29 protein-coding genes are annotated in these 22,418 nt (G+C 71.8%); 19 read left to right on the top strand and 10 right to left on the bottom strand.

The annotated features are described in order from the left end of the window. Positions 1-45 precede the first annotated feature (45 nt). Both IW249_RS06850 and IW249_RS06845 read right to left on the bottom strand, forming a co-directional pair. Positions 46-909, bottom strand: a complete 864-nt coding sequence (locus tag IW249_RS06850) for a polysaccharide deacetylase family protein (protein ID WP_196919980.1) — start codon at positions 907-909, stop codon at positions 46-48. A 155-nt stretch (positions 910-1,064) separates the two neighbouring features. After that, positions 1,065-1,784 carry a winged helix-turn-helix transcriptional regulator gene (locus IW249_RS06845; protein ID WP_196924666.1) on the bottom strand — a complete coding sequence of 240 codons (720 nt, stop codon included), beginning with the start codon at positions 1,782-1,784 and terminating at the stop codon, positions 1,065-1,067. Positions 1,785-2,025: 241 nt separating this feature from the next. Here IW249_RS06845 and IW249_RS06840 point away from each other — a divergent pair, with 241 nt between their 5' ends. From IW249_RS06840 to IW249_RS06825, 5 genes are all read left to right on the top strand, one after another. After that, on the top strand, positions 2,026-3,084 hold the full coding sequence (locus IW249_RS06840; protein WP_196919979.1) for a hypothetical protein: 1,059 nt from the start codon (positions 2,026-2,028) through the stop codon (positions 3,082-3,084). A gap of 105 nt (positions 3,085-3,189) precedes the next feature. Further along, positions 3,190-3,978 carry an LmeA family phospholipid-binding protein gene (locus IW249_RS06835; protein WP_196919978.1) on the top strand — a complete coding sequence of 263 codons (789 nt, stop codon included), beginning with the start codon at positions 3,190-3,192 and terminating at the stop codon, positions 3,976-3,978. A gap of 105 nt (positions 3,979-4,083) precedes the next feature. Further along, positions 4,084-4,161, top strand: a complete 78-nt coding sequence (locus tag IW249_RS35160; RefSeq protein ID WP_310503780.1) for an Ms5788A family Cys-rich leader peptide — start codon at positions 4,084-4,086, stop codon at positions 4,159-4,161. 206 nt (positions 4,162-4,367) lie between these two features. Beyond that, entirely contained in the window at positions 4,368-5,216 is an 849-nt protein-coding gene (locus IW249_RS06830; RefSeq protein WP_196919977.1) for a sulfurtransferase, read from the top strand. A 2-nt stretch (positions 5,217-5,218) separates the two neighbouring features. Next, entirely contained in the window at positions 5,219-5,539 is a 321-nt protein-coding gene (locus IW249_RS06825) for a DUF1416 domain-containing protein (RefSeq protein ID WP_091402852.1), read from the top strand. Positions 5,540-5,610: 71 nt separating this feature from the next. On the opposite strand, the gene IW249_RS06820 is transcribed toward IW249_RS06825, so the two are convergent. Both IW249_RS06820 and IW249_RS06815 read right to left on the bottom strand, forming a co-directional pair. Then, complete coding sequence (locus IW249_RS06820) at positions 5,611-6,360, bottom strand: PH domain-containing protein (protein WP_196919976.1); 750 nt, start codon at positions 6,358-6,360, stop codon at positions 5,611-5,613. Beyond that, on the bottom strand, positions 6,350-6,535 hold the full coding sequence (locus tag IW249_RS06815; protein WP_196919975.1) for a hypothetical protein: 186 nt from the start codon (positions 6,533-6,535) through the stop codon (positions 6,350-6,352). Before IW249_RS06815 ends, IW249_RS06820 begins: the two co-directional genes overlap by 11 nt. 372 nt (positions 6,536-6,907) lie before the next feature. Here IW249_RS06815 and IW249_RS06810 point away from each other — a divergent pair, with 372 nt between their 5' ends. Next, entirely contained in the window at positions 6,908-7,363 is a 456-nt protein-coding gene (locus IW249_RS06810; RefSeq protein ID WP_196924665.1) for a winged helix-turn-helix domain-containing protein, read from the top strand. Between the two features lie 73 nt (positions 7,364-7,436). Continuing rightward, complete coding sequence (locus IW249_RS06805; RefSeq protein ID WP_196919974.1) at positions 7,437-8,300, top strand: hypothetical protein; 864 nt, start codon at positions 7,437-7,439, stop codon at positions 8,298-8,300. Between the two features lie 19 nt (positions 8,301-8,319). Here IW249_RS06805 and IW249_RS06800 read toward each other — a convergent pair whose 3' ends face one another. The 3 genes from IW249_RS06800 to IW249_RS06790 form a co-directional block, all read right to left on the bottom strand. After that, the gene (locus IW249_RS06800) at positions 8,320-10,374 is read right to left on the bottom strand and encodes an amylo-alpha-1,6-glucosidase (RefSeq protein ID WP_196919973.1); all 2,055 of its coding nucleotides are present in this window, start codon (positions 10,372-10,374) and stop codon (positions 8,320-8,322) included. Next, entirely contained in the window at positions 10,371-10,751 is a 381-nt protein-coding gene (locus IW249_RS06795) for an SCP2 sterol-binding domain-containing protein (RefSeq protein WP_196919972.1), read from the bottom strand. The genes IW249_RS06800 and IW249_RS06795 overlap by 4 nt, the downstream gene beginning before the upstream one ends. Positions 10,752-10,830: 79 nt before the next feature. Continuing rightward, positions 10,831-11,193, bottom strand: coding sequence for a DsrE family protein (locus IW249_RS06790; protein WP_196919971.1), 363 nt, complete (start codon positions 11,191-11,193; stop codon positions 10,831-10,833). A 23-nt stretch (positions 11,194-11,216) separates the two neighbouring features. On the opposite strand from IW249_RS06790, the gene mtfM reads away from it, so the two are divergent. Next, complete coding sequence (gene mtfM, locus IW249_RS34715) at positions 11,217-11,321, top strand: small membrane protein MtfM (RefSeq protein WP_030327764.1); 105 nt, start codon at positions 11,217-11,219, stop codon at positions 11,319-11,321. Between the two features lie 2 nt (positions 11,322-11,323). Then, positions 11,324-11,914 carry a heme-binding beta-barrel domain-containing protein gene (locus IW249_RS06785; RefSeq protein WP_196924664.1) on the top strand — a complete coding sequence of 197 codons (591 nt, stop codon included), beginning with the start codon at positions 11,324-11,326 and terminating at the stop codon, positions 11,912-11,914. Between the two features lie 17 nt (positions 11,915-11,931). Here IW249_RS06785 and IW249_RS06780 read toward each other — a convergent pair whose 3' ends face one another. Further along, complete coding sequence (locus IW249_RS06780; protein ID WP_196919970.1) at positions 11,932-12,810, bottom strand: aminotransferase class IV; 879 nt, start codon at positions 12,808-12,810, stop codon at positions 11,932-11,934. A 69-nt stretch (positions 12,811-12,879) separates the two neighbouring features. Between IW249_RS06780 and IW249_RS06775 the strand changes: the two genes are divergently transcribed. The 4 genes from IW249_RS06775 to IW249_RS06760 all read left to right on the top strand — a co-directional run bounded on the left by IW249_RS06775 (position 12,880) and on the right by IW249_RS06760 (position 16,322). Next, positions 12,880-13,308 carry a Fur family transcriptional regulator gene (locus tag IW249_RS06775; RefSeq protein ID WP_124820328.1) on the top strand — a complete coding sequence of 143 codons (429 nt, stop codon included), beginning with the start codon at positions 12,880-12,882 and terminating at the stop codon, positions 13,306-13,308. After that, positions 13,305-14,417 carry a CAF17-like 4Fe-4S cluster assembly/insertion protein YgfZ gene (gene ygfZ, locus IW249_RS06770; RefSeq protein WP_196919969.1) on the top strand — a complete coding sequence of 371 codons (1,113 nt, stop codon included), beginning with the start codon at positions 13,305-13,307 and terminating at the stop codon, positions 14,415-14,417. Before IW249_RS06775 ends, ygfZ begins: the two co-directional genes overlap by 4 nt. 23 nt (positions 14,418-14,440) lie before the next feature. Further along, entirely contained in the window at positions 14,441-15,268 is an 828-nt protein-coding gene (locus IW249_RS06765) for a beta-keto acid cleavage family enzyme (RefSeq protein WP_196919968.1), read from the top strand. A gap of 94 nt (positions 15,269-15,362) precedes the next feature. Continuing rightward, positions 15,363-16,322, top strand: a complete 960-nt coding sequence (locus tag IW249_RS06760) for an asparaginase (protein WP_196919967.1) — start codon at positions 15,363-15,365, stop codon at positions 16,320-16,322. A 7-nt stretch (positions 16,323-16,329) separates the two neighbouring features. Here the strand turns inward: IW249_RS06760 and IW249_RS06755 are convergent, their stop codons facing one another. Continuing rightward, positions 16,330-17,127 (bottom strand): alpha/beta fold hydrolase, encoded by a 798-nt coding sequence (locus tag IW249_RS06755; protein WP_196919966.1) that lies wholly within the window; start codon positions 17,125-17,127, stop codon positions 16,330-16,332. Positions 17,128-17,239: 112 nt separating this feature from the next. Here IW249_RS06755 and IW249_RS06750 point away from each other — a divergent pair, with 112 nt between their 5' ends. The 6 genes from IW249_RS06750 to IW249_RS06725 all read left to right on the top strand — a co-directional run bounded on the left by IW249_RS06750 (position 17,240) and on the right by IW249_RS06725 (position 21,449). Continuing rightward, entirely contained in the window at positions 17,240-17,827 is a 588-nt protein-coding gene (locus IW249_RS06750; protein WP_196919965.1) for a helix-turn-helix domain-containing protein, read from the top strand. Next, complete coding sequence (locus IW249_RS06745; RefSeq protein WP_196919964.1) at positions 17,824-18,459, top strand: hypothetical protein; 636 nt, start codon at positions 17,824-17,826, stop codon at positions 18,457-18,459. Before IW249_RS06750 ends, IW249_RS06745 begins: the two co-directional genes overlap by 4 nt. A gap of 72 nt (positions 18,460-18,531) precedes the next feature. Beyond that, positions 18,532-18,846 carry a DUF2516 family protein gene (locus IW249_RS06740; protein WP_030327754.1) on the top strand — a complete coding sequence of 105 codons (315 nt, stop codon included), beginning with the start codon at positions 18,532-18,534 and terminating at the stop codon, positions 18,844-18,846. Further along, complete coding sequence (locus IW249_RS06735; RefSeq protein WP_196919963.1) at positions 18,843-19,730, top strand: alpha/beta fold hydrolase; 888 nt, start codon at positions 18,843-18,845, stop codon at positions 19,728-19,730. The genes IW249_RS06740 and IW249_RS06735 overlap by 4 nt, the downstream gene beginning before the upstream one ends. A gap of 11 nt (positions 19,731-19,741) precedes the next feature. Then, entirely contained in the window at positions 19,742-20,479 is a 738-nt protein-coding gene (locus IW249_RS06730) for an alanyl-tRNA editing protein (RefSeq protein ID WP_124820337.1), read from the top strand. A gap of 55 nt (positions 20,480-20,534) precedes the next feature. Next, complete coding sequence (locus IW249_RS06725; RefSeq protein ID WP_196919962.1) at positions 20,535-21,449, top strand: SDR family oxidoreductase; 915 nt, start codon at positions 20,535-20,537, stop codon at positions 21,447-21,449. Here the strand turns inward: IW249_RS06725 and IW249_RS06720 are convergent. Continuing rightward, the gene (locus IW249_RS06720; RefSeq protein ID WP_196919961.1) at positions 21,440-22,408 is read right to left on the bottom strand and encodes a helix-turn-helix transcriptional regulator; all 969 of its coding nucleotides are present in this window, start codon (positions 22,406-22,408) and stop codon (positions 21,440-21,442) included. The two genes, IW249_RS06725 and IW249_RS06720, sit on opposite strands and share 10 nt — an antisense overlap. Positions 22,409-22,418: the final 10 nt, after the last annotated feature.

Here is a 22,418-nt window from a genome sequence, read left to right as displayed (position 1 = left end):
CCGTTGCGTGTCGTGACGCCCGGACCGTCGCCGCAAAGCCGCGGCTCAGGTCGGGTCGGTGGGGAGTGCCTCCAGCTCGAACCGGGCGGTCAGGTCGGGCAGGATCCGGCGCAGCGCCTCCACCGTGCCCTGCCGGTCCCCGCCGGCGTCGTGCAGCAGCACCACCGAGCCCGGTTCGGCCTGGCTCAGCACCGTCGCGGTGATCTTGCTGGCGCCGGGGAGTTCCCAGTCGGAGGGGTCCACCGACCAGTGCAGCGGGGTCATGCCGAGCTGCTGGGCCACCGACACGACGGGGTAGGTCCAGGCCCCGCCCGGCTGGCGGTACCAGACGATCGGGGCGTTCGGCACCGCTGCCCGGATCGCCGCGTTGGTGCGCAGGAGGTCGGAGCGGATCGCGTCGGCCGATCGGGCGCCCAGGCCGACGTCGTGGTGCCAGGAGTGGTTGCACAGGGTGTGCCCGGCGTCCACGATCGACTGGACCAGTTCGGGGTGGTTCTGCGCGTTCTCGCCGACCACGCAGAACGTGGCGCGCACGTCGTACTCGCTCAGCAGGGCGAGGACCTGCGGGGTGTAGCGGGGGTCCGGCCCGTCGTCGAAGGTCAGCGCGAGCCGTGGGGTGCCGGTGGTGGAGTGCGCGCCGAACAGGTTGTCGCCTCCGGCGTCCCGTCCGGACCCGTCCTGGCCGGCCTCGGCCGGGCCGGCGCTGCTGCTCGGGGCTGCGCCCGGCTCGCCAGTGCTGGGCTGGTCGGCGTAGTGCGGCCCGTCGGCGCTCGTGGTGGCACCGGTGGAGTGCGGAGGCGGCTGGTCGGAGACGAGGCTGCGGCCCAGCACGTACGCGGAGCCGAGCAGCCCCGCCACCACCAGTGTCACGATCCCCGCGGCCCGCGCGGTGGAGCTGCCCCGCGTCACGACGTCCGCCCGGCTTGCCGGTCACGCCGGCCCGTCGCCCCCGTGGTCAGTGCGCGCACCGTCGCCCCTTTCTCCGACAAACCCGGCAGTCAGAATAAAGCCGCCAAGCTGCGCAAAAAGGGCATATGGGAAATCGCCCGGAACCGGTCTGCGGGTCAGACCGGCAGGGGCGCGTGCTCCGCTTCGGGAAGCGACCGCGACGGGGGAACGACGAACTTGTAGCCGACCTGGCGGACGGTGCCGATCATCGACTCGTACTCCGAGCCGAGTTTGGCGCGCAGCCGCCGGACGTGCACGTCCACGGTGCGGGTGCCGCCGAAGTAGTCGTAGCCCCAGACCTCACGCAGGAGCTGGTCCCGGGTGAACACCCGACCCGGGTGCTGGGCCAGGAACTTCAGCAGCTCGAACTCCTTGTAGGTGAGGTCGAGCGGACGGCCCTTGAGTTTGGCCGCGTACGTGTCCGGGTCGATGTTCAGCTCGCCGGCCCGGATCGAGCCACCCGCACCAGCTGTCGTGTTGCTGAGTCGGCCCACCGCCAGCCTCAGCCGCGCCTCGACCTCGGCCGGCCCGGCCGAGGCGAGGATGACGTCATCGACGCCCCAGTCGGCGTTGAGGGCGATCAGACCGGCCTCGGTCACCACCGCGACCAGCGGCACGCCGAGCCCGGTGGCGTGCAACATCCGGCAGGTCGCCCGGGCCTCGCTCAGCTCCGATCGGGCGTCCACCATCACCGCGTCCGGGCTTGGGCCCGCGACCAGGGTGCGAACATCACGCGGCGCGGTGCGGACCGAGTGCGGCAGCAGGTCGAGTGCCGGCAGCACAGCCGACGGTTCACCTGCACGCGCGGTCACCAGCAGCAGGATCTCCACGATCACCTCCGTCCCGGCGGCGCACGGCCGCACGCGACCAGTCGCACTCATCAAGGAGTGCGCTGAGAAATTGCGTGGTCCCGGCGTCGCTGACGGGCGGGTAACGCGTTGAGCCTAACCGATCGCCTCGGCCGCGCCGTCAGGCCATTTCCTGTTTGTCTAGCTTGCCCCTGATCGCGACAAGGATTTTAACGTCGCTGAAACCCGTGACCGCCGTGTCGGGCGGTCGGTCTGGCACGATCGGGTCGTGTTTCCCTCCACCTCGCCCGAGGCCGGCCGCGAATCGTGGCCCGCCGGGCCCCAACCGGGCCCGGCCCCCGCACCGACGCGCGGCCAACCGCCCGCGCCGCGTACCGGTCCGGCCACCACCGACGGCGACCGCCGCGAACGGGGTGGGCCTCGCCGTGCCCGTCGCTCCGGCGAACCGGCCCGCCGATCCGAAGACGAGATCGACGAGCCGGAAGAGGAGGTCATCCCCCCGGTCGCTGTGCACCGCCAGTTGGCGCTGACCATCGCCGGCTTCGCCGCGCTGCTCGGTGTCGGCCTGGTGCTCGGCGCGCAGACGTCGGGCCCCGGTCACCGGCTGCCGTTCGCCTTCATCATCTTCGGCGTCCAACTGCTGTTCGTGCTCGCCTGGACGATGGCAATGCGTCCGCCGGCGTTGCTGGTGGTCGCCGGGATCAGCGCCGCGGTCGCGGCGCTCGCCGACATCGCCGCGGTGCAGACCGACGTCGCCGGTCTGGCCCCGCTGGGCTACCTGGCCGCTGGCGGTTTCCTCGCCGCGGTGCTCGGCCAACTGGTACGTCGGGTCGACCGGGTCCGGGTCACCGACTCCCTCGGCGCCACGCTGCTCATCGTTGTCGGGGTGGTGGCCTTCGGCACGCTGATCGTGCTCAGCCGGATCCCGGCCGGCACCCAGGCGATCACCGTCTGCCTGACCGCGAGCGGGGTGGCGCTCACCGTCGCCCGGCTCACCGACGCCGTACTGCCCTGGCCCCGGCTCGCCCCGCAGGTGCCCCGGGGCGCCGCCGGCGTGGTGGCCGGCGCGATGGTCGGCACGCTGACCAGCGCCCTCCTCGGCAGCTACCTGGTGGCCCCGTTCACGCCGACCCGGGCCGCCGTGATCGGCCTGGTCGCGGCGGTCACCGCCGTCCTCTCCGACCTCGCCGTGGGGTACGCGGAGGCGGGCCGGTTGATGGCCGGCGAACCGCCCACGATGTGGGTGGCCCGGCACATGCAGGGCCCGCTCGGCGGCTTCGCCCTGGCGGCGCCCGCCGCGTACGCCATGTGCATGCTCTTCCTCTGAGTCACGGTTGAGCGCGGAGGCGGTCGGGTACCTACGGGTGCGCCGCCCCCGCGGCGTCGGTACGAACGACCCGTCGCGGCGCGACGGGCGGAGACAGGAGGCGGCGTGGCGCAGGACTATCCGGTGAACGAGGCGCGACCCCGACGGCGTGGCCGCAAGCTGCTCATCGGGCTGTTCGTTCTGCTCCTGCTGCTGGCGGGGTTGCTGGTGGTCGCCGACCGGGTCGCGGTCGGGGTCGCCGAGCGGATGATCGGCGACCGCGTGCGCCAGGAGATCGCCAAGCAGGGCGCGCAGTCCGCAGCGCCCGAGGTGGAGGTTGGCGGAACCCCGTTCCTCACCCAGGTGCTGGACGGCCGTTACGAGCGGATCACCATCAACCTGCGGGACGTGCAGGCATCGGTCGAGGGCGACGCCGTCCGGCTCCCGGTGCTCGACGTGACCGCCCGCAACGTTCGGGCCTCGCTGGACACCCTGCGTACCGGCCAGGGTGACGTCGTGGCGGACACCGTCAACGGTGCCGGCACGATCAGCTACGAGAGTCTGGCCGCGCTGCTGAACCGCCCGGGTCTCACCCTCGGCGAGCAGAACGGCAAGCTCACCGTCAAGGCCCCGGCCGACATCCTCGGTCAGAAGCTCACCATCAGCGGCACCGCCGACGTCACTGTCGCCGACAACGGCACTGTCGCCCTGCGGTTCAACGACCTGGACGCCGCGGGTCTGCCGAACCTGCCGCTGGCCCGGGCCTTCCTGAGCAACTACGCCAAGAGCATCTCCATCGATGTGCCCCTCCCGGAGCTGCCGTTCCAGCTCGCTGTCCGGGAGGTCCGTCCACTGCCGGAAGGGCTGGCGGTCACCGCCGACGCCAAGAACGTGCCGATCAACTCCGTCAACTGACGCCGGAAGCGCTGTGGGACGCCGAAATCCTCGGCGGCCCCGGCGATTCCCGGATGGTGGTCGGCTGAGTGGCAGCACGGTCACTGGCTGGTAGGCTCCCTGGCCATGGGGACCCACCTCACCAAACGGCGCGCGGTCGACCTGTGCCGCGTGGCCACCTGCCTGTGTCGCCCCGTCATCTGACGGCGGGGCTGTCTCCGGCCGCCTGACGGCGGCCACCGGCACAGGGTTCTCGCACCCTCCGGTCATCCCACCGAACGCCCGGCAGCGGCGCCGTCGCACGATCCCGTGATCCCGTCCTTCCGCTGGGTCCCGCGCGTGGTGCGACAGATACATCAATCGATTCGCGCGCGTTGGCTCACCATCCATCCTCACCAGGGAGTGATTCGATGAGTCGCGACACCGCACTCGTTTCGGCCGAGTGGGCCGAGAAGAACCTCGACGCCCCGGGCGTCGTCTTCGTCGAGGTCGACGAGGACACCTCGGCCTACGACACCGGCCACATCGCCGGTGCCATCAAGATTGACTGGAAGACCGACCTCCAGGACCAGGTCCGCCGGGACTTCGTCAACAAGACGCAGTTCGAGGCGCTGCTCTCCGAGCGGGGCATCAGCAACGACGACACCGTGATCCTGTACGGCGGCAACAACAACTGGTTCGCCGCGTACGCCTACTGGTACTTCAAGCTCTACGGCCACCGCGACGTGAAGCTGCTCGACGGCGGCCGCAAGAAGTGGGAGCTGGACGCCCGCCCGCTCGTCACCGACGCGGTGACCCGCCCGGCGACGCAGTACGTCGCGCAGGAGCCGGACACCACCATCCGGGCCTTCCGCGACGAGGTGGTCGCCGCGATCGGCACCAAGAACCTTGTCGACGTGCGCAGCCCCGACGAGTTCGCCGGGCGCCTGCTGGCCCCCGCCCACCTGCCGCAGGAGCAGGCGCAGCGGGCCGGCCACATCCCCACCGCGATCAGCGTTCCGTGGTCCAAGGCGGCCAACGAGGACGGCACCTTCCGGTCCGACGACGAGCTGCGCAAGATCTACGGCGACGCGGGGCTCGACGACGGCAAGGAGACCATCGCGTACTGCCGGATCGGTGAGCGCTCGTCGCACACCTGGTTCGTGCTCCAGGAGTTGCTGGGTCACCGCAACGTCAAGAACTACGACGGCTCCTGGACCGAGTACGGCTCGCTGGTCGGTGTGCCGGTCGCGCTCGGCGACGAACCCGGGGAGGCCTGATCATGACTCTTCCCACCGCCGCGGGTTGCGCCGCACCTGACCAGGCCGCGCCGCTGCCGGCCAGCCTGGACCTGGAGAAGGAAACCGTCATCACCGGCATCGTCCGCTCCGCCGAGGCCGAGCCGGTGCCGGGCGCGTACGTCCGGTTGCTCGACTCGACCGGTGAGTTCACCGCCGAGGTGGTCACCTCGGCCGCCGGTCAGTTCCGGTTCTTCGCCGCGCCGGGTTCCTGGACGCTGCGGGCGTTGTCCCGGCACGGCAACGGCGACACTGCCGTCACCGCCGGCCGGGGTGTCAACGAGGTAGCCGTCACCGTCGCCTGACCCACTGCTCTGATCGACCGGGGCCGGTCACCCTCCTGGGGGTGGCTGGCCCCGGTCGTTTCTCCGCAGCGTCAGTAAGCCCGCATCCTGCTCTGGTTGTCGGCGGGGGCTGAGTCGGGCGGAACCACCTTGTAGTGCAGTTCCTCCAGCGCCCGAGCGGCGATGCCCGGAGCGTCGCGTACAGCAGCCAGCAGTTGGAGCTTGCGCCACTCCTCCCGACCTTCGCCGACTGCGTTTCGCCATCCCTCGACCGTGTCGACGGAGAACTCTTCCACCACGGCCTGCAGGACATCCTCGACACAGGGCCGAAAGCGGTGCCCGCCGAGCGGGAAGTGGAACTTGGCAAGCCGCGGTACCTCGTGCCTGCGCTTGCGGGCTTTCGGGCGTCCGCTTGGCCCGTCCTGCATGACAAAGGCGAATTCGTCGCGGTGACCATGCACGTGAAGGTGGGCACAGGGCACGCCGGGCTGGAACTCCCGGACGTACTCGTAGCGGAACAGGGGTGCCTTTTCGCCCTTGGGTGTGACATGGAGCCAGGAGGCATCCGTGGCCAGGTGTCTGCCGCTCGAATCCATGCAGCAGTTGAACTTGATTAGCAGGTCAAGGCGGTGCTTGTTGTCGATGTACAGCGGAAACGTGCCGAAATCGTCTCCCTCGACGATGCCCACCATGACGCGACCGCCGTTCCTGCCGGGCATCAGCAGCGCGGACAGGTGCTTCTCTGTCCTCACCACTCGTTGCACTCGGCTGGTGATGTCGTCGGCGAAAGCGCTGGCTCGGGCGATCAGGTCCGGAGAGACGGGAGTCCCGTCAGTCGTCATCGCCGAGCAGGTAGTCAATCGAGCGGACCATCTCGTAGACGCTGCGCTCGTCGGCGCGGAGTTCGAAGTTGCGCCCTAGGTCGTACAGCGTCTCTTTGTTCATGTGGACACGCTCCAGGAGCCGCGCTCGCCACTCTCGCAACTCCTGCTGGGTCTTGACGATGGCGGTGCCCATTGCTGGTCCTCTCGCCGTCGACGACGTCGCTGTTGGCGTCACCCTAGTGCCTCCCTCCGACGACGCGGACCGCGTTACGGATCCTCGCGTCACTAGTCCACTACCCAACGTCAATCGATGGCACCCGCCCTTCGGTTGCGCTGGTGTCGGTTCCACGACACTGGTTGTGAGTGATGCGGCGATGCGGGGCGCGAGCGGGTGCGTCCTGTGGTAATCGGGAGAAATCTTTGTGTTGCCAACAGCGCGGGCGGTCCAATCAGATCCATTGGCGTGCGTCACTATCTAGGAGTGGAGATCACGGTTGGTGCGGACGGCGACGTGTCGTCCGGTCAAAGGGTTCCGATCATCGTCTGCGTCAGTGCGGATGCCCTGATGCTTGAGCGGGTGCGGCGACAGCTCGACGGGGTTGGTCAGGTGGTGAGCTGCGAAGACCTGGTCCAGTTACGGGCACTGCTGTTCTCGTCGCCGAGTGCCCCGGCGCCGGCCGTCAGGCCGGTCCCCCCAAGGGTGGAGGCGCGGGGTCTGGTGGAGTGGGGTGAGCTGGTCGTCGACCGGGCCGGACACCAGGTCACCTGGCGTGGCGAGCCGCTCCCACTGACCCCCACCGAACGGGAGCTGCTCGTCCTGCTCATCGGCCCGCCGCTGGCGGTGTGGAGCTACGAACAGCTCTGCGCCTCCGCGCTGGGTGGTGCGGACACCGCAGCGCTCCAGTCCACGATCAAGCGGCTTCGCCGCAGGTTGCGGGGCCTGCCGGGCGGGCCGCAGGTGCACACCGTGCGAGGGGTCGGCTATCGACTCGACCCGCCGCCCCGGCGGAACGACCGCTGACCCACGGCCGCCCCCGGCCCTGCCGGACGCCTCCGCCGCCGGCCGGGCGGCGGGCGCGTGACACCATGGCCGGGTGAGCGGTGCTGTCCAGACGGGTTGGGCCTCTTCGGCCGGCCCCGCCGCGCCGGCGCCGGCCCGGTCGCGGCGGCGTTGGCTGCTGGCCGTGACAGTGGCCTGGGCCGTGTTGCTGGCCGGGCTCACCTGGGTGTCGGTGCGGGACGACCCGCCGACAGTGCGCGAACAGCGTTCCCTCGATCAGGCCGGCCCGGTGGTCGACCGGGCGGTCGGCGAATTGGCCCGCGCGGCGGGTGCCGCCGGTCTGCTGGAACTGGGCCCGGCGCGGATCGCGTCCGGCTGCCGGGTCACCCCGTTCGAGGACGGGGCGAGGCTGCGACGCGAGGTCGGGGTGCTCGCGGCCACCGGTGACGAGCGGGCCGTGCTGGCCGGCATCGCTGACCGGCTGCCGGCGAGCTGGCGCGCCGGGGTCGGGCCCGGGGTGGACGGCCCGGAGCTACGTGCCGACGCCGGAGACTTCGTGGCCGTCGAGGGTCGGCCGACAGTCGACGGCCGGGTGCGACTGGTCGTCGACACCGGTTGCCGGCCGGTCGGCGCCGGCTACACGCCGTCCCCGGCCACCGCTGCCGGCCCGGAGACCGCCGCGCTGACCGCCGCGCTGCTGGCACTCGACCGGCCGGGTGACGCCGCGTCGGAGCTGGTCACCGCGCCCTGCCCGGGCGGCGGGGTCGCCCGCACCGCGTGGTCCGCGAACGGTTCCGGCCCGGCGGCCTCGACGGCCGCACTCGCCCCGCTGGCCGGCAACGCCCCACTGCTGGACCAACCCCCGGTGTACGCGTACCGCAGCGGTGCCGTCACGGTGCTGGCCGAGATCAGCCCGGACGCCACCCGACTGGCCGCCACCGTCGGCTGCCCGGGCTGAGCAGGGCGGCCCGCTCGGGTCAGCCCTTGTCCGGCTGGTCCTCCGGTTCCCGGCTGCGGCCCAACGCGTCGACCATGCCCCACCGGCCGGGGATGTCCAGCAGCTCGACCCGGCCCATCCCCGGTGGCACGGCCGGGTCGATGATCAGGTGCTCGCCCTGCGGCTCCAACCCCAGCATCACCCGCAGCAGCAGCAGTGGGGTGCCGGTCGACCAGGCCTGCGGGCTGCACGCGGTCGGGTACTCCACCGGGTAGTCGGTGAGGTCCCGGGCGTAGCCGGCGAACGCCTCCGGCAGCCGACCCTCGAAGTAGCGGGACGCCGCCAGCATCGTGTCGCAGAGCAGCCCGGCCTCCTCCCGGAAGCCGTACCGCCACAACCCCCAGGCGATGATCGAGTTGTCGAACGGCCAGACCGTCCCCACGTGGTAGCCGATCGGGTTGTACCGCCCCTCGTCCGTGGCGAGGGTCCGCACCCCCCAGCCGGAGAACAGTCGTGGCCCGAGCAGGTGCTCGACCACTTTGCCGGCGCGCGACTCGTCCACGATGCCGCTCCACAGCAGGTGCCCGATGTTCGAGGTCAGCGCGTCCACCTGCCGGCCGTCGGCGTCCAGCGCGAGCGCGTAGTGCTCCCGGTCGGCGATCCAGAAGTCGCGGTCGAACCGCCGTTTGAGGTCGGCGGCCTGCTGCTCCAGCTCGTCGGCGAACTCCGGGTCGTTCCAGAACGTCCGAGCCAGCCGGGCGGCCCGGATCTTCGCGTCGTACGCGTAGCCCTGCAACTCGCAGGTGGCCCGGGGGAACCCGGGCAGCTGACCGTCGGCGTACGAGATGGCGTCCCAGGAGTCCTTCCAGCACTGGTTCTGCAGGCCGGTCTCCGGGTTGCGGGTCTGGTACCAGAGGTAGCCGGTGCCGAGCAGGTCACCGTACGTGTCGATCCACCGCAACGCCGCGCGGACCTGCGGCTCCAGCTTGCGGACGAGTGCGGCGTCACCGGTCCACCGCTCGTACTCGTCGAGCAGGATGATGAACAGGGGAGTCGAGTCGGCCGACCCGTAGTACGGCGAGTGGGGCTGCTCCTCGAAGCCGGCGGTCTCGCCGTACCGCAGCTCGTGCAGGATCTTGCCGGGTTCCTCGTCCCGGAAGTCGTCCACCCGGTGCCCCTGTAGTCCGGCCAGCATCAGGATGGTCGGCGGGACCAGCTCCGGCAGGAACGGCAGCACCTGCAACGAGGTGATGATGCTGTCCCGGCCGAACAGGGTCATGAACCAGGGCAGTCCGGCGGCGATCAGCCGTACGCCCAGGGCGATCGACTCGTAGCGCAGCGCGGCCAGGTCGTTGAGGCTGCGCCGGTACGCCCCGGCCAGCGGCTCGCAGTCGCAGCCGAGCTTCGGCGCCCTGTCGATCAGCTCCTGCTGTTCGGCCCGGATGGCGTCCGCGCTGCGGCTGCCGCCGTACGGGAGGGTGGCCCGGATGTCCTCGCCCCGGGCCCCGAAGACGACGCTTGACACGTGCAGCCGGGTGGTCCACCTGCCGTTGCGGGCGATCCGGATCCGGAAGGTCATTCCGGTGTGGTCGACCTGGGCCGGCGCTGTGGTGCGGACCACTGTCTCGCGGTGGAACGCCTCCCGCCGGTAGGTCAGCCGCAGCTCTTTCTCGGCGACAGTGACTGTGGTCCGGCCCCGCTTCTGCCGAGAGTTCTTGATCTCGAACAGGTCGGCGAAGTCGGCCCCCATCTCGATCCGGACGGTGCACTCGAGCTCCGCGCCGAGGTGGTTCAGCACTGTCAGCTCCTCCTCGAAGCTGCCCACGATCGCCCGGCTGCGGATCACCGACGCCTTGGCGTCCAGATAGTGCGTGGGTTCGCCGGGGGCGAGAAAGAACTTGGTGCGGTACGACTCGGCATCGTCGACGGAGAGGGCGTGCAGCCGTTCGCCGTCCAGGGTGAGCACCCAGGTGGACAGGAAGCGGGTGTCGAAGGAGAACAGCCCGGTGGGGAAGTCGTAGGACGGTTCGACGTCCCCACGCCGGTCGCTGACCAGGAAGGTGTTGCCGTCCAGAATGCTGACGAGGTCCTTCACCTGAGTCGCCCGGCTGCTCGACGGGCCGTTTCGCGGGGGTCGCGGGTGCCGGGCGGGTTCGGAAAGAACCGGCGGAAGGCGAGGAAGAGCACCACGTTCCCGCTGAACGTGCTCTCGTTGCGCAGCACCGCCGCGACCGCCTGGGCCTCGCCGCTGATCAGCCGGTCGAAGAGGGCGGCGCCGCTGTACCAGATGGCGTCGGCCGGGCCACGCCCTCGGCTGACCTGCACCGACCCGGGCCGCATCCGGACCCGCCAGTGTTCGGTGCGGTGGTCCTCGCCGAGGTCGATCTGGAGGGTGCCGTCGGCCAGGCCACCCAGCACGTCGGGAGCGCGCGACGGTAGTGCTTCGAAGAAACTCTCCGCCGCCTCGGTCACATCCGAATCGTAGGCAGCCGTCCGAGATGTCGGGTCGGTATCGGCACTCCGCTCGGATCGACCCGGCGCCGCCGTGCGGTCAGTAGACGAGCGCCTGCGCGCCCTCGGCCAACGCCTCCTCGACGAAGACCGCGGCACCGGCGATCCGGACCCCGGGGAGGACGTCGTCCGGGCCGATCTCCCGTCGGGCCGCGCACTGCGTGCAGGCGGTCACCCGGCCGCTGGTCAGGATGACGTGCAGCAACTCGGCCAGGGGCGCGGAGTGCGGCAGGTCGAACTGCTGGGCGCGACCGGGCAGCGCGAACCAGGTCGACTCACCGGTCAGCCAGAGTGAGACGTCCACCCCCGCCGCGACCGCCGTTGCGGCGACGGTGAATGCCTGCGCGCACCGCTCCGGGGCGTCCGCCCCAGCGGTGGCCTTGACGACGAGAGTGCGGGCCATGGGCCCAGCATAGGATGGCCGGGATGGTTACCGAGATCGGGTTTGTCAGCCTGCTGGTCGCTGGCCTGGGCGGGCTCGCCGGTGGCCTGGTCTACCTTGCCGTACGCATTTCGAGAGGACGCTGGTGACGCTGATGAGCGAGAACCCGCTGCAGCCGCCGTGGCTGAACGCGCCGCCGGTCGAGGAGTACCCGTTCGAGGAGAGTCACGACCTGCGGGTCGGGCCGAAGCTGCACCCCGCGCTGGATGCCCTGCTGCCGTACATCGGCCTGTGGCGCGGGCGGGGCAAGGGCGGCTTCCCCACCATCGACGACTTCGACTACGCGCAGGAGATCCGGATCAGCCACGATGGCCGACCGTTCCTGCACTACGAGTCGCGTGCCTGGATCCTCGACGAGCAGAGCAAGCCGGTCCGTCCGGCCGGTCGCGAGGTCGGCTGGTGGCGGCCGGTGCTGGTGGACGGGCGGGCGACCGACGAGTTGGAGGCGCTGCTGACCACCCCGACCGGGGTGATGGAGCTGCACCTGGGCAAGCGCACCGGCACGCAGGTCGAGTTCGCCACCGACGCGGTGATCCGGACTCCGACCGCCAAGGAGGTCACCGGCGGGCACCGGCTGTTCGGCATCGTCGAGGGCGCGCTGCTCTACGCCCAGGAGATGGCCGCCATGGGGCACGGGCTCAGCCCGCACCTGTCGGCCCGTCTCGTCCGGGTCGGCGGCTGACCTCGACGGTCGGCTGGTTAGACGGGGTAACCCAGCACTGCCTGTAGGGCGGGGGTGCGCGGGCAGCGTGCCCGACGGACCCCGTCCAGGCTGTGGACCTCGGCGGCTCCGCGCAGTGACGAGGTGAACCACACGCCGTCCGCCGCGTGCAATTCGGCGGTGGTGACCATCCGCTCGGCGGCGCTCAGGCCCAGTTCGGTGGCGTGGGCGAGCAGCCAGGCCGCTGTGGTGCCGGCGAGGATGCCGGTGCTGGCGGCCGGCACCGTGCAGAGCGTGTCGTCGGTGAGCCACACCACATTGGCGGTCGGACCTTCCAGCGCGTACCCGTCTGAGGAGATCCAGAGCACGTCGTCCACGCCGGCCCGGCGGGCCCAGCGCCGGGCGGCGCTGTTGACCGCGTACGACGTGGACTTGATGCCGGCCGGCAGCCAGCTCAGCCCGGTGCGGGCGGCGGCGGGCAGCCCCAGCGGCAGGGTGGCCACAGTGATTCCGTCCCGACGGGCGGCTCGGGAGGCCGCCGGCACCTCGGCCAGCGTGGCGTAGACAGTGGGCGGGCCGCCGGCCTCCGGGCCTCGGGTGCAGACCAGCCGAAGTGCGCCCTCCACAGGCGCTGGCCAGCCTGTTCGTACCTCGTCCAGCAGGTCGATCAGCGCGGCGGTGGGGGGCAGGGGAAGCTCGACGGCGGCGGCCGCCGTGGCCAGGCGGGCCAGGTGTTCGTCGCGCAGCCACGGCTGGCCGTCGCGCAGGTGCATGGTCTCGAAGAGCCCGTCGCCGTGCAGCACCCCGAGGTCGTCACCGCGGAGCACCGGGTCGCCGGGCGGCACCGGGCCGCGGCCCAGAACGGCGATCCGCGCGGCCGGGTCGGCCGCGACCTTCCCGACGGACGACAGCACCATGACCGTCGAGCGTAGCGGTGATCGATCGCGGTGCGGAGAACAGCCTGGTGGCCGAACTATGATCGGACGGTGTCCGAATCCTCCCTCGCGGAAATGCTGCGGGCCCGTGGGCTGCGGCTGACGGCCCAGCGGCAGCTCGTCCTCCAGGCGGTGCTCGATCTGGGCCACGCCACCCCGGAGCAGGTGCACACCGCGGTCCGGGAGGTCGCCGCCGGCGTCAACATCACCACCATCTATCGCACGCTTGAGCTGCTGGAACGGCTCGGTCTGGTCACCCACACGCACCTGTCGCACGGCTCACCGACCTATCACGCCGCCGGTGAACACCAACACGTCCACCTGGTCTGCCGGGAGTGCGGCGCGATCGACGAGATCGATCCCGAGCTGCTCCGCCCCCTCGCCGACCAGCTGGCCGCGCAGCGCGGGTTCCGGGTGGACATCGGGCACGTGTCACTCTTCGGCGTCTGCGCACGCTGCGAGAACGGGGACGAGAAATGATCGACATCGCGGGTGCGGTGGCCGTCGAGAGCATCGACGAGGCCAGCCGCGACCAGCCGGATCCGGCGCACGTCGCGGTCGGCGTGCGGGGGGTGGCCGCGCACTACGGCGACCCGCTGCGTGAGCAGCGCACCCTCGACACCGCTGTGGGTCTGGTGGACCGGTCGCATCGCGGGGTCATCGCGGTGCCCGGGGAGGACCGGGCCGGCTGGCTGCACACGATCACCTCGCAGCACCTGACTGCGCTCTCCGCGGGGGAGGGCACCGAGTTGCTGGTGCTGTCGCCGCACGGCCACGTCGAGCAGCACGCCATGGTCGCCGAGGACGGCGAGACCGCCTGGCTGGACACCGAGCCGGGGGCGACCGAGGGCCTGCTGACCTACCTGGAGAAGATGCGGTTCTTCAGCAAGGTCGAACCACGCGACGCGACGGCCGAGCGCGCGCTGTTGTCGCTGGTCGGGCCGGCGGCCATGGAGGCGCTGGGGACGCTCGGCGTGACCGGGCTGGCGGCACCGGACGTGGTCGCGGTGCCGGGTCCGAAGTTCGCGCACGGTGCCGTGCCACAGCGGGCCGGCGCTCGGTACGACGTGAAGCCGCTGCCGATCGGCGGCTGGGCCCGACGTGGTCCGCTCGGGGTGGACCTGCTGGTGCCCCGGTCGGCGATGGATCAGGTGGTGGCGGAGTTGCGTGGCGCCGGGGTGCCGGTCGCGGGGCTCTGGGCGTACGAGGCGATCCGGGTGGCCGCCCGGCAGCCCCGGGTCGGGGTGGACACCGACCACCGGACCATCCCGGCCGAGGTCGACCTGATCGCTCCGGCGGTGCACCTGGACAAGGGTTGCTACCGGGGGCAGGAGACGGTGGCGCGGGTGCACAACATGGGCCGGCCGCCGCGTCGCCTCGTACTGCTGCACCTGGACGGGGTGACCACCGACCAGCCGCCGGTGGCCGGTACGCCGGTGACCCTCGACGGCCGGGCGGTCGGCTTCGTCGGCACCGCCGTGCTGCACCACGAGTTGGGTCAGGTCGCCCTCGCGGTGCTGAAGCGGAACGTCCCGGACGACGCGGCGTTGCTGATCGGCGAGACCGCGGCGGCGATCGACCCGTCCTGAGCGGGGCGTCTAGGATCGCCGGCATGACGACAGGGACGTTGATCACGGTGGCCCCGACCGGCGCTGAGTCGGCCAAGGCGGAGGTGCCGGCGCTGCCGGTGACCCTCGACGAGTTGCTGCTCACCGCCAAGGAGTGTGAGGCGCTCGGCGCCGCCGTGATCCACGTCCACATCCGCGACGACGAGGCCCGGCCGACGCTCGACCCGGTGCGGCTGGCCGACACGGTGGCGGCGCTGCGGGAGAGCACCGACCTGATCGTGCAGCTCTCCTCCGGCGGCGCGGTGACCGACCCGGAGGCCGCCCGGCTGGCCGTGCTCGACGCCCGTCCGGACATGGCCTCCTGCACCATGGGCACTGTCAACTTCGGCGACGACGTCTTCCTCAACCGCTGGGAGTTCATCGTCGACCTGCACACCCGGATGCAGGAGCGCGGGATCGTGCCGGAGTACGAGATCTTCGACCTGGGCCACCTGTCCGCGTTGCAGCGGTTGCTCGGCAGGTACGGCCTGCCGGCCGGCGGGCACGTACACGTCGACTTCGTGATGGGCGTGCCGGGCGGTATGCCGGGCACCACCGAGACCCTGGTCGCGGCCCACCGGATGCTGCGGGACCTGCCCGAGGGCACCACCTTCTCGGCCACCGGCGTCGGTCGGAGCACCATCGCGGTGCTGCTGGCCTCGCTGTCGACCGGCGGGCACCTGCGTGTCGGCATGGAGGACACCGTGACGTACGCGAAGGGCCGCCCGGTGGAGTCCAACATGCAGCTGGTCGCTCGCGCGGTGGGTTTCGCCCAGCTCGCTCAGCGCCCGCCGCTGACCACCACCGAGGCCCGCGAGCTGCTCGGGCTGTAAGGCCGGGTCTGCCCCGCGCTCCTGTCACCCGGGCGGTGGACCTCCTGGTCACCCCGCCGCCGGGCACCCCCGGACCGTCGGTACCGTCCAGCGCGTGACGAAGACGTACGAGGGCGGCGCGCCGCTCGCCGAGGTGGTTCGGTCCGGGTTCGTGGAGGGTGTGCACCGCGGCTCGGTGGTGGTGTTGGACGCCGCCGGTGTCGCGGTGGCGTCCGCCGGGGACGTGACCTCGCCGGTCTTCCCCCGCTCGGCCAGCAAGCCGATGCAGGCGATCGGGATGATCCGGGCCGGTCTGGCCCTGACCGACCCGGCCGACGTGGCGCTGGTCTCGGCGAGTCACGCGGGCGAGGAGTTCCACCTGGCCCGGGTCGGTGCGCTGCTGGAGCGCGCCGGGCTGGACGCGTCCGCGCTGCACTGCCCGCCCGACCTGCCGGTGGGCGCTGCGGCCCGGGAGGCGGTGCTCCGCGCCGGTGGTGGCCCGAGCCGGGTGCAGATGAACTGTTCCGGCAAGCACAGCGGGATGCTGCTGACCTGCGAGGCCGCCGGTTGGTCGCGGGAGGGCTACTGGCGGCCGGAGCACCCGCTACAGCAGCGGTTGCGGGCCACCATCGAGGAGTTCACGGGTGAGCAGGCGGCGGCGGTGGGGGTCGACGGTTGCGGTGCCCCGGTCCTCGCGGTGTCGCTGACCGGCCTGGCCGGGGCGTACCTCCGGCTGGTCGACGCCGAGCCGGGCTCGGTGCCGCGCATGGTGGCCGAGGCGATGCGGGCGTACCCGGAGATCGTGGGTGGCACCCAGGCCGACGACACCCGGCTGATGCGCGGGGTGCCGGGGCTGCTGGCCAAGGTCGGTGCCGAGGGCGTGATCGCCGTGGCGTTGCCGGGCGTCGGCGCCGTCGCACTGAAGATCGACGACGGCGCCGACCGGGCTCGGATGCCGGTGCTGGTCTCCGCGCTGCGTCGGCTCGGCGTGGACGCCCCGGTGCTCACCGAGTACGCCGAGGTGCCGCTCTTCGGCGGCGGGGTCCCGGTGGGGGCGGTCCGCCCGCTCTGGTGACTGTGCTCTACCTCAGGAAGTCGAGCAACGCGGCGTTGACCGGCTCCGGACGCTCCAGCGGCAGCAGGTGCGCGGCGTCCGGCACGTCGGGCAGTCGTACCGCGCCGGGGACCTCGGCGGCGATCCGGTCGGCGAGTCGACTGATGTCCGGCACGTCCGCGGCGCCGGCGGTGACCAGGACGGGGATCTTCAGCTCGCCGAGACGGCCGATCGCTGGCGGCGTCAGCTCTCCCACCTCGACCGCGCCCAACGCCAGCTCGGCGGCGAGGGCACGCTGGTCCATCTCCTGCGCGAACGCGAGCAGCTCCCTGTCGACGTCCTCCGGCTGGCGTCCCGGGCCGACCACCCAGAACCGCACCTCACCGGCCGCGCCGGCGGCGAAGTCGTCCGGGTCGACCTCGCCGACCAGGTCGTCCCAGAGGTCGTTCGCCTCGTCGGACCACTCGTTGCCGGAGACCGCCGTGTCGAACAGCGCGAGCGCGCTCACCCGGTCGGGGTGGGCCAGCGCGGTGTCGATGGCGACCGCCCCACCGAAGGAGCAGCCCACCAGGGCGGCCCGGGGCAGGTCGAGGGCGTCCAGCAGCCCGGCCACGTCGTCGTGGTGCGCGAACGGGGCCGGCGGGAGTTCCGAGTCGCCGTAGCCGCGCAGGTCCGGGACGATCACCCGGTGCCGGGCGGCGAGCGCGGACACCTGCTCCCGCCACATCCGCCGGTCGGCGATTCCGGCGTGCAGCAGGACGACTGGCGAACCGGTGCCGGCCTCGTCGTACGCGATGCTTGCTCCATTGACTGCGATCTTGTGCACGGACGGACCGTACGGACCGGGCGAGCGGCGCGCAAACGGGATGCTGAGACCTTGCTAACTATGGTTAGCGTTTTGCTTGCAGGAGCTAGCGCGGGCGGTTAGCGTCGCTGCCATGGCCACACCCAAGGACCTTCCCGACGTCGGCGGGTTCATCCGCGATCTGCGGCGCAACGCCAAGATCTCGCTACGGCAGCTCGCCGAGCAGGCGGGGGTCAGCAACCCGTACCTCAGCCAGATCGAGCGCGGCCTGCGCAAACCCAGCGCCGAGGTGCTCCAGCAACTGGCGAGCGCGCTGCGGGTCTCCACGCCGGCGATGTACCTGCGCGCCGGTCTGCTCGACGACAAGGAAGGCCACGGGGTGCTCGCCGCCATCGCCGTGGACGCCGACCTGACGATGGCGCAGAAGCAGTCGCTCAGTCAGATCTACGAGACGTTCCGCCGGGAGAACACCCGGCTGGCCGAGGCCCAGGCCGAAGCCGAGGCCCCCCAGCCCGACCAGCCAGCGGATCAGCCCGCCAGCCAGGCCGCCGACCTGGCCAATGTGGCTGCCACCGGCCCTACCACAGTGGGCGGCACCCCGACCGAGGCCGTGCTCGAGTCGGTCGCCGTCACCGAGGCGGGCACCGCCCCCGCCCCGGGCAGCACCAGCATCCCCCAGAAGAAGAAGGCCGCCGAGGCGGCCGAAGAGGAGACGTCATGAGCGAGCCGAAGACCAACCGCATCCCCGCCCCGATCTACGCCGCAGCCGGCGCCGGTGAGCTGGCCATCGAGCAGCTGCGCAAGCTGCCGGCCGTGGTCGGTGTCCTCAGCACCCGGGTCGTCGCCGACCTGGGTGGTCGGGCCGTGCTGACCGGCTTCGAGCTGAAGCAGAAGGCAACCGAGACGCTGCGCACCGCCAACGAGACCGCCGACCTGGCGAAGCTGCGCGAGGTGGCCGACATCGACAAGCTGCGCGCCGCCGCTACCCGCAACGCCGCCCTGGTGGTCGCGGGCGCCCAGGTCGCCCAGGAGCGCGCGTTCGCCGCGTACGGCGCGCTGGTCGCCCGGGGCGAGCGGGTCGTCGGTGCCGGCGTGCTGGAGGCCGCTGAGACGGTCAATGCCGACATCGAGGCCACCGAGGCCGTGACGCCGGCCGCCACCGCGGCTGTCACCACCCCCACCGCCGCGGCCCCCGCCGACGTGCCGACCCCGGCCGACGTGGCCGAGATCGCCGAGGCCAAGCCGGCCGCGGTCAAGAAGGTCGCCCGTGCGCCGAAGGCTGCCAAGCCGGTCGAGACCCCGTCGGCGAAGCTCCCCCGGGCCACCAAGCGGACCCGCCCGGCCGCCGAGTAACTACGTCGGGTCGACGACCCCGGCGGCGTCCTTGTCGGACGTAGCCGGGGTCGTGGACATAAACTGGCCGGCATGGCCAACGCCGCGCCGATCTTCGCGTTCGAAGTCCGCTACGTGATCGAGCTGATTCTGCTCGTCTTCGCGCTGATCATCCAGGGTGTCGCGCTGGTGCACGCCGTCACGCAGCGCTCCGACGCCTTCCCCGCCATCGGCACGCTGCCCAAGGGCGGCTGGATCGCCATCCTGGCGGTCTGCCTCGTGCTCACCCTGCTCGGCTTCGGTCCGATCAGCCTCTTCGGGCTGATCGGCATCGCCGCCGCGCTCATCTACCTGCTCGACGTCCGGGTCGGTCTGCGCGACCTGAGCGACGGCAAAGGGTTCTGGTGAGAGGTTTTCGCTGGCCGCCCCCACCCGACAGCGGGCCCCGCACCTGGGGGCCCGGGCCGGGTGGACCGCGTACCGGCCGGCCGGCGCTGCCGGAACCGGAGACCGAGCTGGTCACCACCCCGCACGGCGTACGGCTGGAGCGGCTGGTCACCGGCACCGGTGATCCGGTCACCGTGTTCGCGCACGGCCTGGGCCAGGGCATCGCCACCACCCGCCCGTTCGGCAGTGGGGTGAACGGCCGCAAGCTGTTCTTCCAGTTCCGCGGGCACGGCCGCTCCGAAGCCCCGCCCGGGCCGTGGGACTACCTGGACCTTGCCCGGGACCTGCGGGCGATCGCCGACCTCGGCGGCGCCAGCCGGGCGTTCGGCGCCAGCCTCGGCGCGGGCGCCCTCTGCCGACTCCTCACGGAGAGCCCGGAGCGTTTCGACAAGCTGGTCTTCTTCCTGCCCGCGGTCCTCGACGAGCCACGCGGGCCGACCGCCCGGGAACGCGTCACCGACCTGCTGGAGGCGGTGGAGAGCGGGGTGGCCTCGGAGGTCGCCGACATCGTCACGCTGGAGTTGCCCCCGGCGGTGCGCAACACCCCGGCCGGCTGGGCGTACCTGCGGCAACGGCTCGACCAGCTGCTCCGCGACGGGCTGGCCGACGGGCTGGCAACGCTCACCGACCAGACGCCGCTGCGCCAGATCGGTGACCTGACGGCGGTCACCGCGCCGGCGCTGGTGATCGGTTGCGCGGGCGACGACCTGCACCCGGTCGAGGTCGCCGAGCGGCTCGCCGTCGCACTACCCCAGGCCACCCTGCACGTGTACGACCGGCCCGGGGTGCTCTGGTCGGAACGCGCCGATCTGCGGGACCGCATCTCCGGCTTCCTGAACGAGTAACCTGCCCTGTCATGGGCGTCACACAGCATGGCCGGACGCACCGGCTGGACCTTGCCGACCCGACAGTGCGCGAATGGACCTGCACGGTCCTGCACGCCGACGCGGAGCAGGGCATCGTGCTGGACCGTTCGGCGTTCTATCCGGGCGGCGGTGGTCAACCACCCGACCACGGCGTACTGCTCTGGCAGGGCGTACAGACCCGGATCGTCGGCACCCGCAAGGGCGACGACCCGTACCTGATCCCCGCCGAGGGTGACCCGCTCCCGCCGGTCGGCACCGCTGTCGTCGGCGCTGTGGAGGACGAGCGTCGCACCCGGCTGATGCGTACCCACTCCGGGCTGCACGTGCTCTGCGGTGTGGTGTTCCGCGACTTCGGCGCGCTCGTGACCGGAAACTCGATGGAGCCGGGCGAGGCCCGGATGGACTTCAACCTCCCCGAGGTGCCCCCGGACTTCAAGAGCCGCATCGAGGAGCTGGTCAACGCCGAGGTGGCCGCCGACCGCTCGGTCGCCACCCGGGTGCTGCCGCGCACCGAGGCGCTGGCCCTGCCGGACATCATCCGCACCCAGTCCAACCTCATCCCGCCGGATGAGCAGGAGGTCCGGATCGTCGACATCGTCGGGCTGGACGTGCAGGCCGACGGCGGCACCCACGTCGCCTCCACCGCCCAGATCGGCAAGGTGCAGGTGGTCAAGGTGGAGAGCAAGGGTCGGGCCAACCGCCGGGTCCGGGTCCGACTGGTGGACTAGATCGATCAACGAATTCGGACGTCGGTTGTCAGGTATTCCTGACAACGTCGCAGGCATGACGCAACCGCTCACCGGAAAGATCGCGCTCGTCGCCGGTGCCACCCGTGGGGCCGGGCGGCAGATCGCCGTTCAGCTCGGCGCGGCCGGTGCCACTGTCTACGCCACCGGTCGCAGCACCCGGGCCGGCCGCTCCGAGATGGACCGACCGGAAACCATCGAGGAAACCGCCGAGCTGGTCAGCGCGGCCGGCGGCACCGGCATCGCCGTCCAGGTCGATCACCTGGTGCCCGAGCAGGTCCGCGACCTGGTCGCCCGGATCGACGCCGAGCAGGGCCAACTCGACGTGCTGGTGAACGACATCTGGGGCGGCGACCCGCTGGTCACCTGGAACAAGCCGGTCTGGGAGCAGCCGCTCGACGCCGGCTTCCGTACCCTGCGACTGGCCGTCGACACGCACATCATCACCAGCCACTTCGCCCTGCCGCTGCTGATCCGCAAGCCCGGCGGACTGGTGGTGGAGATGGGCGACGGCACCACTGCGTACAACGACGAGAACTACCGGCTGTCGGTCTTCTACGACCTGGCCAAGGTCTCGGTCAACCGGCTCGCCTTCAGCCAGGCGCACGAGCTGAAGCCGCACGGCTGCACGGCCGTGGCGCTCACCCCCGGCTGGATCCGCTCCGAGGCGATGCTGGAGCACTTCGGCGTGACAGAGGAGAACTGGCGCGACGGCGCCGCCACCGACCCGAACTTCCTCATCTCGGAGACCCCGGCCTTCGTCGGCCGGGCGGTGGCCGCGCTCGCCGCCGACGAGGAGAAGGCCCGCTGGAGCGGCAAATCTGTCGACGCCGGCACGCTGTCCAAGGTGTACGGGTTCACCGACCTCGACGGCAGCCAACCCGAGGGTTTCCGCTACATCACCGAGGTGGTCGACGCCGGCAAACCGGCGGACGTGACCGGCTACCGGTAGAGCGCGGAGAGCCGGTCGGCGCTGTCCGCGAACAACTGCCGCAGCTCGGGTGGGTCGATGACCTCGACCTCGGGGCCGAGCCCCAACAGTTGGTGGTACGCCACCTGGACCGACTCGACGGGCAGCCGCGCCACCACCCAGCCCTGCCCGTCGGGTGGGCTGGCGGCGGCGACCAGTTCGTCGTACACGAAGGGGGCATCGACCAGGTGCCGGAGCTGGCGCAGGCCGGCGGGGCTCAGCCGGACGGCGACCTCGGCCCGCAGCATGGTCCGCAGGAACGACCCGGCCTGCTCGCGCCAGTGCCCGGCCAGGTCGAAGCCCTCGTCGCGATCGAAGTGCTCGTCGCCCACCTCGACAGCGGTGACCCGGTCCACCCGGTAGGTGCGCACGTTCTCGCCGACCCGGCCGACCAGATACCAGACCCCGCTCTTGAGGACCAGGCCGTACGGCTGGGCCCGGCGGGTCACCTCCCGGTCGCCGCGTCGGTAGCGCAGCTCCACCACCCGGTCCGCCCAGACCGCCCGGGCCAGTTCGGGCAGCCAGAGCGGTGGCGCGGTCTCCCGGAACCAGCCCGGTACGTCCAGGTGGAACCGCTGCCCGGCGCGGGCCGGCGCGTCGCGCAGGGCGGGTGGCAGCGCGGCGAGCACCTTCAGCTCTGCGGACGCGACGGCGTCGGCGAGCCCCATCTCGCCTGCCGGCCCGGGCAGCCCGGCGAGGAAGAGCGCCTCCGCCTCGTCGCGGGTCAGCCCGGTCAGTCGGGTGCGGTACCCGCCGAGCAGGCGGTACCCGCCGGCCCGCCCCCGGTCGGCGTAGACCGGCACGCCCGCCGCGGAGAGCGCCAGGACGTCCCGGTAGACGGTCCGCTCGGAAACCTCCAGCTCCCGCGCCAGCTCGCTCGCTGTCATCGACCCGCGCGCCTGCAACAGCAACAGCAACGAGATCAGTCGGGACGCGCGCACCCACCCATCC

Source organism: Micromonospora vinacea (genome assembly GCF_015751785.1).
In the GTDB taxonomy this organism is placed as follows: Bacteria; Actinomycetota; Actinomycetes; order Mycobacteriales; family Micromonosporaceae; genus Micromonospora; species Micromonospora vinacea.
The sequence above is the reverse complement of the archived record's forward strand: the minus strand, read 5'-3'. Positions and strand labels throughout refer to the sequence as shown.

Bases quoted from the DNA above. Each gene is read 5' to 3' on its own strand.
- IW249_RS06820 (WP_196919976.1), bottom strand. From the start codon at position 6,360: ATGACGACTGACGGGACTCCCGTCTCTCCGGACCTGATCGCCCGAGCC.
- IW249_RS35160 (WP_310503780.1), top strand. From the start codon at position 4,084: ATGGGGACCCACCTCACCAAACGGCGCGCGGTCGACCTGTGCCGCGTG.
- IW249_RS06745 (WP_196919964.1), top strand. From the start codon at position 17,824: ATGAGCGAGCCGAAGACCAACCGCATCCCCGCCCCGATCTACGCCGCA.
- IW249_RS06815 (WP_196919975.1), bottom strand. From the start codon at position 6,535: ATGGGCACCGCCATCGTCAAGACCCAGCAGGAGTTGCGAGAGTGGCGA.
- mtfM (WP_030327764.1), top strand. From the start codon at position 11,217: ATGGTTACCGAGATCGGGTTTGTCAGCCTGCTGGTCGCTGGCCTGGGC.
- IW249_RS06790 (WP_196919971.1), bottom strand. From the start codon at position 11,193: ATGGCCCGCACTCTCGTCGTCAAGGCCACCGCTGGGGCGGACGCCCCG.
- IW249_RS06740 (WP_030327754.1), top strand. From the start codon at position 18,532: ATGGCCAACGCCGCGCCGATCTTCGCGTTCGAAGTCCGCTACGTGATC.
- IW249_RS06765 (WP_196919968.1), top strand. From the start codon at position 14,441: ATGACGACAGGGACGTTGATCACGGTGGCCCCGACCGGCGCTGAGTCG.
- IW249_RS06730 (WP_124820337.1), top strand. From the start codon at position 19,742: ATGGGCGTCACACAGCATGGCCGGACGCACCGGCTGGACCTTGCCGAC.
- IW249_RS06825 (WP_091402852.1), top strand. From the start codon at position 5,219: ATGACTCTTCCCACCGCCGCGGGTTGCGCCGCACCTGACCAGGCCGCG.
- IW249_RS06830 (WP_196919977.1), top strand. From the start codon at position 4,368: ATGAGTCGCGACACCGCACTCGTTTCGGCCGAGTGGGCCGAGAAGAAC.
- IW249_RS06780 (WP_196919970.1), bottom strand. From the start codon at position 12,810: ATGGTGCTGTCGTCCGTCGGGAAGGTCGCGGCCGACCCGGCCGCGCGG.
- IW249_RS06810 (WP_196924665.1), top strand. From the start codon at position 6,908: ATGCTTGAGCGGGTGCGGCGACAGCTCGACGGGGTTGGTCAGGTGGTG.
- IW249_RS06750 (WP_196919965.1), top strand. From the start codon at position 17,240: ATGGCCACACCCAAGGACCTTCCCGACGTCGGCGGGTTCATCCGCGAT.
- ygfZ (WP_196919969.1), top strand. From the start codon at position 13,305: ATGATCGACATCGCGGGTGCGGTGGCCGTCGAGAGCATCGACGAGGCC.
- IW249_RS06725 (WP_196919962.1), top strand. From the start codon at position 20,535: ATGACGCAACCGCTCACCGGAAAGATCGCGCTCGTCGCCGGTGCCACC.